Source organism: Actinomycetota bacterium (assembly GCA_030774015.1).
GTDB lineage: Bacteria > Actinomycetota > UBA4738 > UBA4738 > JACQTL01 > JALYLZ01.
In genome coordinates this window covers 1-15264 of the sequence record JALYLZ010000017.1, presented here as the reverse complement: position 1 = coordinate 15264, position 15264 = coordinate 1, and the positions used below count along the sequence as shown (strand labels likewise).

Genomic DNA, 15264 nt, shown 5'->3' with positions numbered 1-15264 from the left:
GCGAAGAGGTCCTCATCGTCCTGTCGCTTTCGCTGCTGGCGTCGGCGGCCTACGCGATCCTCGACCTGCTCTCCGCGCCGGTGAACCGCTCCGTGGCCGTGGTGATCTTCTCCCAGAGCCCTCAGCTGGCCCGGCAGCTGCTGGACATCGTGTTCGCCCTGCCTCCCGTGTGGCTGGTCTTCTACCTGGTGCGGCGAAACGGCGAGCGGGCTTCGACCATCGGGATGGCGCTCGATCGCCCCCTGATGGACCTTGGGTGGGGGGCCGTGCTCGCGGCCATCGTGGGCGCGGCCGGGATCGGCGTGTACCTGGGCGCGGTCCAGCTGGGGGTGAACCGCATCGTGGTCCCGGTCCCGCCCACCGGCCACTGGTGGACCGTCCCCGTGTTCGTGCTGGGGGCGGCGCAGAACGCCTTGCTCGAGGAGACCGTGGTGGTGGGCTACCTGGTGACGCGGCTCCGCCAGATCGGGTGGAGCGCCGCGGCGGCGGTCGCCGCGAGCGCGGTGCTCCGCGGTTCGTACCACCTGTACCAGGGGTGGGGTGGCTTCGCCGGGAACGTGGCCATGGGGGTGTTCTTCGGGTGGGTGTTCCTGCGGTGGCGGCGGACCTGGCCGCTCGTGGTAGCCCACACGCTGATCGATGTCGGCGCGGCGGTGCTGTACATCCTGTTCAAGTCGCACCTGCCGGGCGTCACCGCCGGTTGAACAACTAGTCTGCCACGGACTAGTAGCGGTCGATCTCGATCAGCCGCTCGTCGGAGATGCCGAAGAAATGCGCGATCTCGTGGACCACGGTGTGGCGGATGCGCTCGCGGAGCTGGGCCTCCGTCCGGACGCCCCGCGAGATCGTGGAACGAAACAGCGTGATGCGATCCGGAAGCACGCCGAAGTAGTTCGTGCCCCGCTGGGTCAACGGAACGCCCTGGTACAGCCCGAGCAGCGTGGGCTGGCCGGGCGGGGGCCGCTCCATCACGATCACGTCCACGTTCTCGAGCCGCTCGTGGACCCATTCCGGGAGGCCGTCCAGCGCGTCGGCCACGAGCTCCTCGAAGCGGTCGGCCGTCAGATCCATGAGCGGAACCACATCCGCGCGCTCCACGCGGTGTGCGAGAGCGGATAGGCCGTGAGGATGGGCCAGAAGAACACGAACAGGCCGACGCACACCGCGACGAACCCCACCGCCACGGGCAGGAACGGACGGGAGCGCGAGCCGGCGACGCGGACGGTGGCCATGTCGCGTACGACGTAGGTCGCCGCGAGCGCCAGGAACGGCGAGATGGGCGTGGCGTAGAAGAGGAACTGCACCTTGTTCAGCGCGGGCGGGATGAACCACGGGACGTACTGCACAGCGATGGCGACGAAGATCAGCCCGGCCACCCAGTCGCGCCGGCGCCACAGGGCCAACCCGAGCCAGGGGATGGTCAACAGGCTGAACCAGAAGATGGCGGGGTTCCCGATGCCGAGGATCTCCGTGCCCGGCCCCACGTAGTAGTAGGCCACCGGACGGCCCAGGTACAGCCAGCTCCAGGGTCGCGACTCGTAGGGATGGGCGGGCTTGTGGGTGGTCGGATCGATCGCGTACAGGGTCTCGTGGAAATGCGCCATCTCGCCCTGGAGCTCCCACAGCTGCGGAAGCGAGAAGTGCCACCCCGCGCCGGGGACGTACCGATCCTTCGGGAAATCGGTGTGGATGATGCGCCCGCTGTAGGACCCGACGTAGACGAGCAGCGGGAGCAGGGCCAGGGACACGAAGATGGTGAGGCCCTCCTGGCGGATGGTTCCCCACAGCGGACCGCGCGTCCCGGCGCGGCGACGCCGCATCCATTCCCACACGAACACCAGGCCCGCGGCGCCCAGCAGCGGCGGCAGGCCGTTCCACTTCGTGGCGAACGCGCCCCCGAAGGCGAGCCCGGCCGCCAGCCGCCACGGACGCCACAGAGGTGAGGGGACGCGCCGGTCCAGCAGCTGCACCGCCGGGGGCCGTTCCGCCGTGATGAGCGTGCCCTGGTCGGGATCCAGCTCCCGCGGGGCGGCTCCCGGGCCCGCGGACTCCGAGGCGGCCATCGCCCCGGGGCCCATGGACAGCGCCGGCGCGGGGGTGGGCTCGGGGACGCCGTCGGGCTGCCGAGTCCGGCGGTCGATGTATCGCCGGTCCAGCACGACGAACAGGAATCCCAGGACGACCCAGAACGCGACGAAGATGTCGAGGAGGGCCACGCGGGACTGCACGAAGTTGAGGCTCTCCGTGGCCAGCAGGAGCCCCGCGACGTATGCCCATCCCACGCTCCCGAACAGCAGCAGCGCGATCCCCGCGGTGATCACCACGGACGCCGTTCCGAACAGCGCCGACGAGAACCGGTACCCGATCGGGTCGTACCCGAAGAGCTTGATGCCCAGGGCGATCATCCATTTCCCCAGCGGGGGGTGGACCCAGGACTGCTCGTACGTCGTCGTGGTGAGGTCGCACTGGCTGGGCGTGTGCCCCGCGTACAGGCAGGCGTCCTTCGCGTAGTAGGTCTCGTCGAACACGTAGACGCGATGGCCGTGGTCGGAGCCGGGGTCGCCCAGGGCCCAGAAGCGGGGCACGCCGGCCACTACCGCCACGATGGCCAGGACCACGAAGGGGTGGCGAAGGAAGCGAGCCGTCCCGCGCCATCTCCGGCGGGCCGGGTCGGCGGGGTCTGCTCGATCGGCCGGGTGGGCCGCGTCTGCCGGGTCGCGGGAGGGCGGCGAGTCCATCGGCGTCGATGGTACGCGAGGAGGTCGGATTGGACCGGGGATGGCTGTCGACGAGCGCACGGCGAGCTCTCGGCGTGCCACGGCGAGCTCCCGGCGTGCCACCATCCGATTCGTGAGGAATCAGGAGCGCGCCGCCGGGACCCTGTATCTCGTGGGGACGCCGATCGGGAACCTCGGCGACATGAGCGAGCGAGCCCGCACCACCCTCGACGCGGTGGACCTGGTGGCGGCGGAGGACACCCGACGGACCCGGGGCCTGCTGGCCAGCCTCGACGTGCATGCCCGGCTGGTGTCGTTCCACGACGCGAACGAGCGGGAGCGGACGGAGCGCCTCCTCCAGGAGCTGCGGGCGGGGCGGGACGTGGCCGTGGTGTCCGACGCCGGCATGCCCGGGCTGTCAGATCCCGGCTTCCGGCTGGTCCGCGCCTGCGCCGAGGCGGGGATCGACGTGCGCGTGGTGCCCGGGCCGTCCGCGGTGATCGCGGCGCTGGTCGTTTCCGGCCTCCCCACCGACCGGTTCGCGTTCGAGGGCTTCCTTCCCCGGCGGGCCGGCGAGCGGAAGGCGCGCCTGGAGGGCCTGGCCGCCGAGCCCCGGACGCTGGTGTTCTTCGAGTCGCCCCGCCGGCTGGCGGCCACGCTCCACGAGATCGCCGGCGTGTTCGGGGACCGGCGGGTGGCCGTGGCCCGCGAGCTGACCAAGCTGCACGAGGAAGTCGTGCGCGGCAGGGTCTCGGAGCTCGCCGGCCGGTTCGACGAACGAGAGCCCAGGGGCGAGATCGTGCTGGTGGTGGAAGGTGCCCCGCAGGACCGGGCTCCCGTGCCGGAGGAGGAGCTCGCGGAGGAGGCCGGGCGGCTCGTCGCGGAGGGCATGCGGGCCCGCGACGCGGCCCGAACGGTGGCTCGCCGCCGGGGCGCGTCGGCCAACGACGTCTACCGCGCCCTGGTGGAACGCACTCCGACCCGCAGCCGCACCCGAGGCCAGGGCCGCGACCCGGGGCCGGACCCGGGCGCTACTTGACGTTGAACGTGCCGTTCATCTGGGGATGCACGTCGCACCGGAAGAAGTACCGGCCGGCCGGCAGCGCCTTCACGTCGTAGGTCTCGGTCGCCACGCCCACCACGAGCTTTCCCTGGAACAGGGCCTTGTCGGCCGACGAGTCCGTGTAGATGGCCATGTTGTGGGTCGTGCTGCCGTCCTCGTTGTGGAATGCGATGGTGAACGGGCGGCCGGCCGGCGCCGCCAGGCAAGTCGTGTCGAACACGATGTTCTTCGCGGTGACGGACAGCTTCGTGCCGGAGGGAGAACAGTTCGTGACGGTGGTCCTGGTGCTCCCGCCACCGCACGCTGCCAGCAGCAGCGATCCCACGGCAACGACGCAGAGCAGAGCGAGCTTCCCCATCGCCGGATGGTCCTTTCCTGGCTCTTCCAGATGCGGGCCGTCGGCCCGTGAGCCTACCGGGTGATCCTACCTGTGGCCCGCCGGCGGCCCCGCCCTCCGTACAATGGCCGCCACATGAGCGATCAGGTCTTCTACGTCACCTCGTCCATCCCCTACGTGAACGCAGAGCCGCACGTCGGGACGGCCTACGAGATCATCGCGTGCGACCTCCTGGCCAGGTACCACCGGCTGCGCGGGGAGAAGGTGTTTTTCCTGACCGGGACCGACGAGCACAGCCTGAACGTCGCTCGCTCCTCCGCGGAGCTCGGCATCACGCCTCAGCAGTGGGTGGACCAGATGGTGCCCAAGTGGCGCGAGGTGTGGGAGCGCCTGGACATCTCCAACGACGACTTCATCCGGACGTCCGAGCAGCGCCACGCCGAGCGGGTCCAGCGATTCGTCCAGACGCTGTACGACCGGGGCGAGGTCTACCTCGGCGTCTACGAGGGCCCGTACTGCGTGTCCTGCGAGGAGTTCAAGCAGGAGAAGGAGCTCGTGGACGGCAAGTGTCCCATCCACCTGCGTCCCGTGGAGTATCTGAAGGAGGACAACTACTTCTTCCCCCTCTCGAAGTACCAGGAGCCGCTGCTGCGCCTGTACCGGGAGCGTCCCGAGTTCGTCCTGCCCGACTTCCGCCGCAACGAGGTCGTGTCGTTCGTGGAAGGAGGCCTCCGCGACCTTTCCATCTCCCGGTCGGGCTCGGACTGGGGGATCCCCGTCCCGTGGGACCCGGACCACGTGATCTACGTGTGGGTGGACGCGCTCCTGAACTACATCACGGCGCCGGGCTTCGGGACCGACGACCCGTTCTTCGCCTCGGTGTGGCCCGCGGACGTCCACATCATCGGCAAGGACATCGTCCGCTTCCACGCCGTGATCTGGCCCGCCCTGCTGATGGCGGCCGGCCTGGAGGTGCCCCGGACCGTGTTCGCGCACGGGTTCCTCACGGTCGGGGGAGAGAAGATGTCGAAGAGCCGGGGCACCGGCGTGCACCCGTTCGAGCTCCTGGACCACTTCGGCGTGGACTCCTACCGGTACTACTTCATGCGGGAGATCCAGTTCGGGCAGGACGGCAGCTACACGTGGGAGTCCATGACGGAGCGGCACAACGCCGACCTGGCCAACGGCCTGGGCAACCTGGCCAGCCGGGTCCTGGCCATGCTGGGGTCGTACTTCGGTGGGGTGGTCCCCGACGGCGGCGACTCATCGGTGGCCGGACGGCTGCCGGACGTGGCCAAGGACGTCGTGGCCCGGTACGACGCGGCCATGGAGGAGCTGGCGCCGTCGCAGGCCCTCGCCGCGGCCTGGGAGGTCGTGGGCGAGGCCAACCGGTTCCTGGTGGACCGGGCTCCGTGGAAGCTGGCGGCCGAGCCCGAGCGGCGGGCGGAGCTCGCTGGCGTCCTGTATGCCGCGGCGGAGGTGCTTCGGATCGTGGCGCTGCTGGCCGCGCCGGTCATGCCGGCCGCCGCCGCCCGGCTGTGGGAGCAGCTCGGGATCCCGGAGCCCCTCGACGCCCAGCGCCTTCCGGGCGCCGCCGCGTGGGGTGGACTCGCGCCGGGCACCCGGACCACCAAGGGCGACGCCCTGTTCCCCCGGCTCTCGTCCTGAACTCGAATGGTCGGGATAAACCCTCAAGGACCGGTCCAGGCCGACGCGGTGGACACGCATTGCCACCTGTTCCTGATGGGGGGTGAGCCTGGAGAGGTGGTTGAGGCTGCCCGCCTGGCCGGGGTGGGAACGCTCCTATGTGTCGGGATCGATCCGGACTCGAGCCGCCGGTCGGTCGAGCTGGCCGAGTCGTTTCGGGGCGTGTTCGCCACGGCGGGGATGCACCCGCATACGGCCTCGGCCCTCGACGCGCAGGCCGGCTCGGCCCTCGAGGAGTTCCTGGCGAACCCGATGGTGCTGGCGGTCGGGGAGACCGGTCTCGACTTCTACCGGATGCTGTCGCCGGCCTCCGACCAGGAACGGGCCCTGCGGATCCACGCCCGGTGGTCCCGGGAGTTCGACAAGCCGCTCGTGGTCCACGTCCGGGACGCGTGGGAGGCGGCGCTCCGGGTCCTGGAGGACGAGGGTGCCGAGCGGGTGGTGCTGCATTGCTTCTCGGGTGACGAGGACGTGGCCCGCGAGTGCGACGCCCGGGGCTACTTCCTTTCCTTCGCGTGCAACGTCACCTACCCGAAGAACGAGCACCTCCGGCGCGCCGCGGCGGTTGCGCCGGCCGACCGCCTGCTCGTGGAGACCGACAGCCCCTTCCTCGCACCGCAGTCGCTCCGGGGCCGCGACAACGAGCCCGGGAACGTGGTGGCCGCCATCGAGGAGGTGGCCCGGGCTCGGGGCGAGGACGCGAAAGCGGTCCGGGCCGCCACCGCGGCCAATGCCCGGTCGGCCTTCCCCGGGCTGCGGTGAGCCTCGCCGGTCGCGCCCCTAGAGCCATAGTCCGAACCCGAGGTCGAGACCTACGTCGCGGAACCGACCCGCGTCGCCGGCGTTCCCGAACCCCATGTCGAGACTGGCGCGCGGCGAACGCCCGTTCGGTGGATCAAGTTTGCACTTGAAGTTGAGACTTTGTTAGGGTTCCGCCCTGTCCTGCCTTGGAGGCTCTGGTCCGGCTCTCGCCGCTTCCCCCCGGAGCCTTCCTTCGTGAGGAGGGAAGGTGCGGGTTCAACCGACCCGGGGGCGACGCCTCCGGATCAGGCGAACGAGCGGACGGCTGGCCCTGATGGGGTCCATGCTCGGTCTGGCTGGGGTCCTCCACGTGCTGGTCGCGGGCGGGGGTGCCCAGGCCAGCCCGGTCTCTCAGTCTCGACCGCCGGTTCACGGTTCGCTCGTCGTGCTCCCGGAGGCCGCTCGCGACGACGTCGCGTCGATGCCGGCCGCTTCGGGGCTCGCTCCACTGGCAGGACGACACAGCGTGGGGGTCTGGATGGCGGAGGGGTTGGCAGCGCGGATGCTCGGCATCCTGCGCGTGCCGCCCGCGAGCTCGGCCTCCGCGGTCGGACCAGACGGGCTCTCGCTGCCCGGTTCCGTGGCAGTCACGGTCGTGGTGAAGGGGAAGACCCACGACGTGCTGACGAACGCGGCCACCGTACGGCAGCTCCTCTCGGCCATGGGGATCCAGCCCGACTGGAACGATCGCGTGACTCCGTCCATCCAGACTCCCATCCTCCGCGCCCCGGCCGTCCGCTACGTGGACGTCTCGCTGAACACGGTGACGGTCACGACCTCCGTCCCGTTCCAGGTCTCCACGACCTATTCGTCGAAGGTCCCGGTCGGGAAGAGCCAGATCCTCCAGCCCGGACGGAGCGGGACGGTCGTTCGCACGTACCGGGTCCGCCTGGAGGACGGGAGCGAGGTCAACCGGCGCCTTGTGTCCCAGCGGGTCACCCGCCAGCCCGTGGCCGAGCGCCGAGTGGTGGGCGTGCCGCCGTCCCCCGCCGGGACGACCCAGCAACGGGTTGGCGAGGCCTCCTGGTACGACCACCCCGGCCTGACCGCGGCCAGCCCGTGGCTGCCGTTCGGGACCCGGGTCACCGTGACCAACCTTGCGAACGGCAAGTCGGTCACCGTGGTAATCAACGACCGTGGACCGTTCGGGGGACGCGTCATCGACCTCTCCAGCGAGGCGTTCTCGCGCATCGCGCCGCTCGCCGCGGGCGTCTGCGAGGTCCGGCTCTCCTGGTAGCTCCGGTCCAGGCGACTCCACTCATCCATCCCAGACCCACGGTCTGCCCTCCGAAGAGACGGATCCCTTGCGCGGTCTGGGACGCCGGGCGCTGAGGACGCTGGCCGCGCGGCACGGCCTGCGGCCGTCGAAGTCGCTCGGCCAACACTTTCTGGCGGACCCGAACCTGGCCCGGCGGATCGTGGCGCTCGCCGAGGTCGGTCCGGCGGACCGGGTGGTGGAGGTGGGGGCGGGCCTGGGCTCACTCACCGTGGCCCTGGCGGAGGCCGGAGCGGAGGTGCTCGCGGTCGAGTTCGACCGGGGCGTCGCGGGGGCGCTGCGCGAGGTGGTCGCGGCCTTCCCCAACGTGCGGGTTCTGGAGGCGGACGCGCTGCACGTTCCGTGGGACCGCGAGCTCGAAGGCGGGCCGTGGAAGATGGCCTCGAACCTGCCCTACAACGTGGCCGTCCCCATCCTGTTCGGCCTGCTCGAGCAGGCGCCCCAAGTCGTGGACTACGTCGTGATGGTCCAGCGCGAGGTCGGCGAACGGCTCGCTGCTTGGCCCGCCAAGCAGGCGTATGGCGCACTGAGCGCCCGCTTGGCGTACCAAGCACATGTCTCGGTGCTGCGCCGCGTGCCACCGACCGTGTTCTGGCCGGAACCGCAGGTCGAGTCGGTGCTCCTCCGCATCACCCCTCGGGAGCCGCCGGTATCGACGCCCAAGGACCGGTTGTTCCGCGTGGTGGACGAGGGGTTCGCTCAGCGGCGCAAGACCATGCGCAACGCGCTGGTGCGCCTGGGGCTGTCGGCCGAGGAAGCCGCCAAGGCACTGAAAGGATGCGGCCTGGACGTGCGCGTGCGGGCCGAGTCGCTCGGCCTTCCCCAGTTCGCCTGCCTGGCCGAGGCGGTGTTCGACGGTGAGTGAGGCGTCCACCGGGCGGGAGGTTCGGATCGAGGCCCGGGCCAAGGTGAACCTGTTCCTGCGGGTGCTCCGACGGCGCGACGACGGCTACCATGATCTGGAGAGCCTCGTGGTGCCCGTGTCGCTGCACGACACGGTGACCGTGCGGGCCCGGTCGAAGCTTTCGGTGGAGATGCGGGCGGCGGGCTCGTTCGAGTGGGAGGTCATCGACCCCGACCACAACCTCGCGCTGATCGCGGCGCGCGAGTGGGTCGCCGCGCGGGGGCGTCCGACCGAGGGAGCGGCCGTCACCGTGGAGAAGGCCATCCCGGTGGCGGCGGGGCTCGGGGGCGGAAGCGCCGATGCGGCCGCCGTCCTGCGGGCCATGAACGAGCTGTGGGGAAGACCCTTCGGTGATGAGGAGCTCTGCGCGATCGGAGCGCGAGTGGGCTCCGACGTCCCGGCCTTGCTGACGGACGGGCCGGTGGTGATGCGAGGCCGCGGCGAGATCGTGGAGCCGGCTCGGGTGGCCGGGCTGTGGTTCGTCGTTGTGCCGCAACCGATCCCCGTCTCGACCGCGGATGCGTACCGGTGGTGGGACGAGGATGGAGGCACCACCGGCCCCGACGCCGCGCCGCTCCTCCTCGCCGCCGCCGCCGGCGATGTGGATGCGCTCGCCGGGCTGATGTTCAACGATCTCCAGGGCCCGGTCGTCCGCCGCCATCCCCAGCTCGAGGAGGTTCGAGCGAACCTCCTCCGGGCCGGTGCGCTTGGCGCCATCCTGTGCGGGAGCGGGCCCACCATGGCCGGGCTGGCTCGAGACGAGGCGCACGCCCACGCCATCGCGGCCAGGGTTCCCTCCGCGATCCCGGTCTCCGGTCCTGGATAATCGACCCGCCACGGTCCGGGGTCGTCTAACGGCAAGACGGGGGCCTTTGGAGCCTCAAATGGAGGTTCGACTCCTCCCCCCGGAGCGACACGGGACTTCAGATCGGTCCGCCTCCGCGTATGTGATCCTTGCGTGGTGAGCCGGCCGCTCCACGCCCTCCGATCCGCCGTCGTGGCGATCCTCGCCACCGGCCAGGTGACCGCCTCCGCGGCAGCCGGCGGTGCGACCGCCGCCGCGGCGCCGGCCCCCAGCCCGAGGCTCTCCGCGATCCAGCGTGACCTCGAACAGGTGACCGCAGGGATCCGCGTTCGAACCGCCATGTGGATGGCCCTGGTGCAGACGGTGCACGGACGGCAGGACGACCTCCGGCACGCCACGGCGGCCATGCGCCGAATCCCCAAGCACACGCCGGGCACCGCGTCGTCGCTTCGCCAGATCCGCGCCCGGGTCCAGGCCGATCAGCGCGTCCTGGTCAGATCCCTGCCCAGCTGGCTCGCCATCAAGGCGTCGCTGCACGCGGACTACCGCCGGATCAAGGGCCCCCTCGCGGCCTCCCGCCGTGCGGTGAAGGACATCCTCGGCCCGGTCCCCGGCGCTCGGCCCACCGATCGCTGGTTCGCCTCGTGGCCGGTGGCCGTCCATCCCGACAGGACCCTCCAGGCCTGTCCGGTGGCGGGGCCGATCTCGCTCACGGACTCCTTCGGCGCTCCCCGCCCCGGAGGGCGGTTCCACGAGGGCAACGACCTCCTGGCGGCCCGTGGAACACCGGAGCTTGCCGTGCAGCCGGGCGTGGTCACCCCCGACCCGAACACGCTGGGGGGCAACGCGCTGATCCTTCGCTCCGCCACCGGCTACAGCTACTACGCGCACCTGTCGGCATATGGGGCGACCGGCTCCGTTCCGGCCGGGGCCGTGATCGGCTACGTCGGGGCATCCGGCGATGCGAAGGGCCTCATCCCGCACCTTCACTACGAGTGGCATCCGGGCGGCGGCCCGGCGGTCGACCCCTTTCCGTTCCTGGGGGCGGTGTGCCCGTGAACCGGCGGGCACGGTTGCGCTGCCCACCTTGGCCCGGGTACAACATCGCCGCTCCCCGACTCGAGGACACATCGCATGCCTGAAGCTTCCTCCCGCTCCCTGGCCGTGGTCGTGCTGGCGGCCGGGCTCGGCAAGCGCCTGAAGTCGAACCTGCCCAAGGTGCTGCACCCCGTGTGCGGCCGGCCGGCGCTGTGGCATGTCCTCCAGGCGGCCCGGCGGACCAGGCCCGCGCGCGTCGTGGTGGTGGTCCATCACGGCGCCGATCTGGTGAGGGAGGCGGTGGCCACGTGGGGCATCCGGCCCGAGCCGATCCTGATCGATCAGGGCGAGCCGCTCGGCACGGGGCACGCGGTGATGGTCGCCGAGAAGGCGGTGGGGCCGGCCACCGACGTGCTGACCCTCTCGGGCGACGAACCCCTGCACACTCCGGAGACGCTGACCGCGTTGCTCGGGCTCCGCCGGCGAATGAAGGCGGCCGCCGCCCTCCTCACCACGGTCCTCCCGGACGCCTCCGGGTACGGGCGCATCCTCCGCGACGGGGACGAGCTCGTGCGCATCGTGGAGGAACGCGACGCGACGCCGCAGCAGCGCGAGATCCACGAGGTGGCCACCATGGCCTACGCGTTTCGCCGGGAAGCCCTGTTCGACGCGCTGCCCGCGGTCGGCACCGACAACCGCCAGCACGAGTACTACCTCCCCGACGTCATCTCCACCCTGAAAGAGAAGGGCGAGCCGGTGGGGGTGGCCGTGGCGGACCTCGGGGGCGTCCTCGGGATCAACACCCGGGCAGAGCTCGCCGGCGTGATCGCGGTGATGCGACGGCGGATCAACGCCCGCCACATGGCCGACGGCGTGACCATGCTCGACCCCGAGCGGACCTACGTCGATGTCGACGTCCGGATCGGACGCGACACCCTGCTCTATCCGCTCACCATCCTGGAGGGGCAGACGCGCATCGGCGAAGACTGCGAGCTCGGTCCCTCCGCGCGCATCCTGGACTCGCGGATCGGGGCCGGCTCCTCGGTCCAGTACTCGGTGGTTCGGGACTCCAGGATCGCCCGGGGCGTCTCCATCGGGCCCTTCGCGCACGTCCGTCCGGGCACCGTCCTGGCGGACGGCGCGAAGGCGGGGTCGTTCGTCGAGATCAAGGCCTCACGGGTCGGCCCCGGGTCGAAGGTGCCGCATCTCTCGTACATCGGCGACGCCACCATCGGGCGGAACACGAACATCGGAGCGGGGACCGTCACCGTTAACTACGATGGATGGGACAAGCACCCCACCGTGATCGGGGACGAGGTGAAGATCGGCTCGGACACCATGCTGGTGGCTCCGGTGAAGGTGGGGAGGCGGGCCATGACCGGGGCCGGCTCGGTGGTGACCCGGGACGTGCCGGCGGGGGCGCTCGCCATCGAACGGGCGGAGCAGCGCAACGTCCCGGGGTTCCGGGACCGGAAGGAAGCGAGGAAGCGGGCCGAGCGGCGGGGCCGCACGAAGGGTAGCGAATGATCAGCGGTTCGGCGCAGGGGTCCTGAGAGGGGGCGCGCGGTGGAGATCGTGACGAAGAAGCACCTGATGATCTTCGCCGGCACCGCGCATCCGGAGCTCGGCCACGAGATCGCCGGCCACCTCGGCATCCCGATCTCGGAATGCAAGATCTCCCGGTTCGCGTCGAGCGAGATCTACGTTCGTCCCAACGACAGCGTGCGGGGCGCCGACGTGTTCGTGATCCAGACCCACGCGCAGCCCGTGAACGAGTCGATCTTCGAACAGCTCCTGCTGCTCGATGCGATGGTCCGGGCCTCGGCGAAGCGGATCACCGCGGTCATCCCCTACTACGGGTACTCCCGGCAGGACAAGAAGACCCTCGCCCGCGAGCCCATCTCGGCGAAGCTCGTCGCCGACCTCCTCACCGCTGCCGGGGCCGACCGCGTGGTGTCGGTGGACCTGCACAGCGGCCAGATCCAGGGCTTCTTCGACTTCCCGGTCGACCACCTCACCGCGCTGCCGTTGCTCTCGGACCATTTCCAGAACACCCTCGGCCTCGGAGAGGACGCCGTCGTGGTGGCACCGGACGCCGGCCGGGTCAAGGTGGCGGAGCGCCTCCGCGACCACCTGCACTCGGACCTCGCCTACATCTACAAGCGTCGGTCCAAGCACGAGGCGCACAAGATCGACGCCCTGGAGGTCCTGGGCCCGGTGGACGGGCGGGCCTGCATCTTGATCGACGACATGATCGACACGGCAGGCACCATGGTCCGGGGGGCGCAGGCCCTGGTGGAACAGGGCGCCACCGCGGTGTACGCCGGCGCCACCCACGGCGTGTTCTCGGGCAAGGCCGTCCAGACGCTTGAGGAGTCGCCCATCAAGCAGGTCGTGGTCACGAACACGCTCCCCATCCCGGACGACAAGCGAATGGAGAAGCTGACCGTGCTGTCCATCGCACCGATCATCGCCAGCGCACTCCGGGCCGTGTTCGAGGACACCAGCGTCTCCGAGATCTTCCACGGCGAGAACCAGCCCTGAGGCGCTGAGGCGCTGACGTTCCGACCGGGTTGCGGCGCCATGTCCGGGCGCTTGGCTTGGCCTCGGATCGGGTAGCTAGGGAAACGGAGGTGATGCCCGTGAGCATGCAGGGACGAGCCAAAGCGGCGGTCGATCAGGCCGTCGGCGAGGCCAAGCGAGTGGCAGGCAAGGTCACCGGCAAGCGAACGACGGAGCTGAAGGGCGCCGCCAGGAAGCTCAGCGCCGAGGCCCGCATGCAGCTCGAGAAGGCCAAGGCCGCCGCGGAGGAGACCGTCAGGAAGGCGACGTCCGTCGCCCAGGACACGGTGAAGACGGCCACGTCCGCGGCCGAGCAGCGGCTGAAGAAGGCCACGACGGCCGCCGAGCAACGGGTGAAGAAGGCCACGGCCACGGCCAGGTCCACCGTGGAGCGAGCCACCGGCGCCGCCAGGGGCACCGCCTCGCGCGCGGAGGGCTCCGCCGCATCCGGGGCCACCCGGGCAAAGACCGCCACGAAGTCCACGGCGGCCCGAGGGAAGGCGACGGCCAAGCGGTCCTCGACCCGCGCGAAAGCTGTGGCCAAGCGCACCACGACGCGTGCCAAGGGCACCGCGAAGAGCACCACGACCCGGGCCAAGAGCACGGCGAAGAGCGCGAAGTCTCGAGCCAAGGGTGGCGCGAAGTCGGCCGGTGCTCGGGCGAAGACCGCGGCGAAGCGAGCCACCCGATAGGCCGGCTCCGGCCCTGCGGTTCCTCTCCAGGTCGAACCAGGCTCGCGGTCTCGTAGAATCTCGTTCTTCGATCTCACGATTCCGTCCGCTCGATCTGGGAGAGGCACGTCCATGGAGAGGAAGCTGCAGGCCACGAAGCGCGAGGCCGCCGGGAAGGGCGCCGCGCGCAAGTCCCGGGCCGCCGGGCGCGTCCCCGGCGTGCTGTACGGCCACGGCATGGAGCCGGTGGCCGTCGACGTCGACGCGCGCGACTTGTTCCACATCCTGCACACCGAGGCCGGCTCGAACGTGCTGATCGACCTGCGGGTGGGCAACGACCGGCACCTCACCCTTCCTCGTGAGATCCAGCGAGACCACATCCGCGGGCAGTTCCTGCACGTGGACTTCCTGGCCGTCCGCCGCGACCAGACCATCGCCGTGGACGTCCCGGTGGAGCTCGTGGGCGAGTCCCACGGGGTCAAGGAGGGCGGCGTCATCGAGCACCACCTGTGGGAGATCAAGGCGGAGTGCCTTCCCGCTGACGTCCCCGACCGCATCGAGGCCGACATCTCGCGCCTCGGCATCGGGGACGTCCTCCGGGTCGGGGACCTCACCGCGCCCTCGGGCGTGACGATCCTCTCCGAGGCCGACGAGACCATCGTCTCGGTCGTCCCGCCGCCGATCATGCGGCTGGAGGAGGAGGAGGAGGCGGCCGAGGTGGCGGAGGCGGAGGCCGAGGGCGCGACCGCCGGCGAGGCCGAGGCCGGCGCCGGCGCTCCGGAGGAGGCCGAGCAGGGCGAGGAAGACCAGGGCTAGCCCCGGACGAGCCGGCTCGACCCTCCCGGTGTTCTCCATGACGGCCCCGCCCCCGTCCGGCCCATGACCTGGCTCGTGCTGGGGCTGGGAAATCCGGGCGAGCGGTACGCCCGGACCCGCCACAACGTGGGGGCCATGGTGGTGGAGCGCATGGCCGCCGAGGCGGGGGAGCGGTTCCGCCGGGTCCGGTTCGTGTCGGTCGAGACCGCCGAGATCCGCCAGCCCGACGGCGAGCGGGTGGTGCTGGCCAAGTCGCTCCAGTTCATGAACGTCTCGGGTCCGCCGTTCGCCTCGCTGGCCAGGAAGCTGCGGGTGACCCCGGATCGCATCGTGGCGTGCCACGACGAGATCGACCTGCCGTTCGGCGCGCTGCGGATCAAGCTCGGCGGCTCCACCGCGGGGCATCACGGGCTGGACTCGCTGGTGGGGGCGCTCCGGACCGCCGACTTCGTGCGGGTACGCCTGGGCATCGGCCGCCCGCCGGGCCGGCCGGAGACGCATCCGGATTGGCTGCTGGAGCCGTTCTCGAAGCGGGAGCAGCCGGAGGTCGAGCTGCTGGTGGCGGAC

General features: G+C 71.0%; 16 protein-coding genes and 1 tRNA gene. 14 read left to right on the top strand and 3 right to left on the bottom strand.

The features are described from left to right. Positions 1 to 704 (top strand): CPBP family intramembrane metalloprotease (locus M3Q23_01085; protein ID MDP9340706.1); only part of this gene is annotated, 704 nt, incomplete at its 5' end. Positions 705 to 723: 19 nt separating this feature from the next. Here M3Q23_01085 and M3Q23_01080 read toward each other — a convergent pair. Then, positions 724 to 1071: a metallopeptidase family protein gene (locus tag M3Q23_01080; protein ID MDP9340705.1), complete on the bottom strand. Its 348-nt coding sequence runs from the start codon at positions 1069 to 1071 to the stop codon at positions 724 to 726. Continuing rightward, on the bottom strand, positions 1062 to 2738 hold the full coding sequence (locus M3Q23_01075) for a phospholipid carrier-dependent glycosyltransferase (protein ID MDP9340704.1): 1677 nt from the start codon (positions 2736 to 2738) through the stop codon (positions 1062 to 1064). Before M3Q23_01075 ends, M3Q23_01080 begins: the two co-directional genes overlap by 10 nt. 112 nt (positions 2739 to 2850) lie before the next feature. Between M3Q23_01075 and rsmI the strand changes: the two genes are divergently transcribed. Then, a complete protein-coding gene (rsmI, locus tag M3Q23_01070; protein ID MDP9340703.1) occupies positions 2851 to 3756 on the top strand; it encodes a 16S rRNA (cytidine(1402)-2'-O)-methyltransferase in 906 nt (301 codons plus the stop codon). On the opposite strand, the gene M3Q23_01065 is transcribed toward rsmI, so the two are convergent. Next, positions 3749 to 4138: a cupredoxin domain-containing protein gene (locus tag M3Q23_01065; GenBank protein ID MDP9340702.1), complete on the bottom strand. Its 390-nt coding sequence runs from the start codon at positions 4136 to 4138 to the stop codon at positions 3749 to 3751. The genes rsmI and M3Q23_01065 overlap by 8 nt on opposite strands. A 114-nt stretch (positions 4139 to 4252) precedes the next feature. On the opposite strand from M3Q23_01065, the gene metG reads away from it, so the two are divergent. The 12 genes from metG to pth form a co-directional block, all read left to right on the top strand. Next, on the top strand, positions 4253 to 5785 hold the full coding sequence (gene metG / locus M3Q23_01060) for a methionine--tRNA ligase (protein ID MDP9340701.1): 1533 nt from the start codon (positions 4253 to 4255) through the stop codon (positions 5783 to 5785). Positions 5786 to 5881: 96 nt separating this feature from the next. Further along, positions 5882 to 6586 carry a TatD family hydrolase gene (locus tag M3Q23_01055; GenBank protein MDP9340700.1) on the top strand — a complete coding sequence of 235 codons (705 nt, stop codon included), beginning with the start codon at positions 5882 to 5884 and terminating at the stop codon, positions 6584 to 6586. Positions 6587 to 6833: 247 nt separating this feature from the next. Next, positions 6834 to 7862, top strand: coding sequence for a G5 domain-containing protein (locus M3Q23_01050; protein ID MDP9340699.1), 1029 nt, complete (start codon positions 6834 to 6836; stop codon positions 7860 to 7862). 67 nt (positions 7863 to 7929) lie between these two features. Beyond that, entirely contained in the window at positions 7930 to 8766 is an 837-nt protein-coding gene (gene rsmA / locus M3Q23_01045) for a 16S rRNA (adenine(1518)-N(6)/adenine(1519)-N(6))-dimethyltransferase RsmA (GenBank protein MDP9340698.1), read from the top strand. Beyond that, a complete protein-coding gene (locus M3Q23_01040) occupies positions 8759 to 9631 on the top strand; it encodes a 4-(cytidine 5'-diphospho)-2-C-methyl-D-erythritol kinase (protein MDP9340697.1) in 873 nt (290 codons plus the stop codon). The genes rsmA and M3Q23_01040 overlap by 8 nt, the downstream gene beginning before the upstream one ends. Before the next feature lie 14 nt (positions 9632 to 9645). Further along, positions 9646 to 9716, top strand: a tRNA-Gln gene (locus tag M3Q23_01035). A 50-nt stretch (positions 9717 to 9766) separates the two neighbouring features. Then, complete coding sequence (locus M3Q23_01030) at positions 9767 to 10669, top strand: M23 family metallopeptidase (protein ID MDP9340696.1); 903 nt, start codon at positions 9767 to 9769, stop codon at positions 10667 to 10669. Positions 10670 to 10744: 75 nt separating this feature from the next. Continuing rightward, on the top strand, positions 10745 to 12175 hold the full coding sequence (gene glmU / locus M3Q23_01025) for a bifunctional UDP-N-acetylglucosamine diphosphorylase/glucosamine-1-phosphate N-acetyltransferase GlmU (protein MDP9340695.1): 1431 nt from the start codon (positions 10745 to 10747) through the stop codon (positions 12173 to 12175). 66 nt (positions 12176 to 12241) lie between these two features. Next, the gene (locus M3Q23_01020) at positions 12242 to 13192 is read left to right on the top strand and encodes a ribose-phosphate diphosphokinase (protein ID MDP9340694.1); all 951 of its coding nucleotides are present in this window, start codon (positions 12242 to 12244) and stop codon (positions 13190 to 13192) included. Between the two features lie 89 nt (positions 13193 to 13281). Continuing rightward, the gene (locus M3Q23_01015; protein MDP9340693.1) at positions 13282 to 13902 is read left to right on the top strand and encodes a hypothetical protein; all 621 of its coding nucleotides are present in this window, start codon (positions 13282 to 13284) and stop codon (positions 13900 to 13902) included. A gap of 111 nt (positions 13903 to 14013) precedes the next feature. After that, positions 14014 to 14697: a 50S ribosomal protein L25/general stress protein Ctc gene (locus M3Q23_01010; protein MDP9340692.1), complete on the top strand. Its 684-nt coding sequence runs from the start codon at positions 14014 to 14016 to the stop codon at positions 14695 to 14697. A gap of 63 nt (positions 14698 to 14760) precedes the next feature. Continuing rightward, positions 14761 to 15264: aminoacyl-tRNA hydrolase (pth, locus tag M3Q23_01005; GenBank protein MDP9340691.1), on the top strand; the 504-nt coding region annotated here is incomplete at its 3' end.

Bases quoted from the DNA above. Each gene is read 5' to 3' on its own strand.
- M3Q23_01020 (MDP9340694.1), top strand. From the start codon at position 12,242: ATGATCTTCGCCGGCACCGCGCATCCGGAGCTCGGCCACGAGATCGCC.
- metG (MDP9340701.1), top strand. From the start codon at position 4,253: ATGAGCGATCAGGTCTTCTACGTCACCTCGTCCATCCCCTACGTGAAC.
- M3Q23_01080 (MDP9340705.1), bottom strand. From the start codon at position 1,071: ATGGATCTGACGGCCGACCGCTTCGAGGAGCTCGTGGCCGACGCGCTG.
- M3Q23_01010 (MDP9340692.1), top strand. From the start codon at position 14,014: ATGGAGAGGAAGCTGCAGGCCACGAAGCGCGAGGCCGCCGGGAAGGGC.
- M3Q23_01075 (MDP9340704.1), bottom strand. From the start codon at position 2,738: ATGGACTCGCCGCCCTCCCGCGACCCGGCAGACGCGGCCCACCCGGCC.
- glmU (MDP9340695.1), top strand. From the start codon at position 10,745: ATGCCTGAAGCTTCCTCCCGCTCCCTGGCCGTGGTCGTGCTGGCGGCC.
- M3Q23_01065 (MDP9340702.1), bottom strand. From the start codon at position 4,138: ATGGGGAAGCTCGCTCTGCTCTGCGTCGTTGCCGTGGGATCGCTGCTG.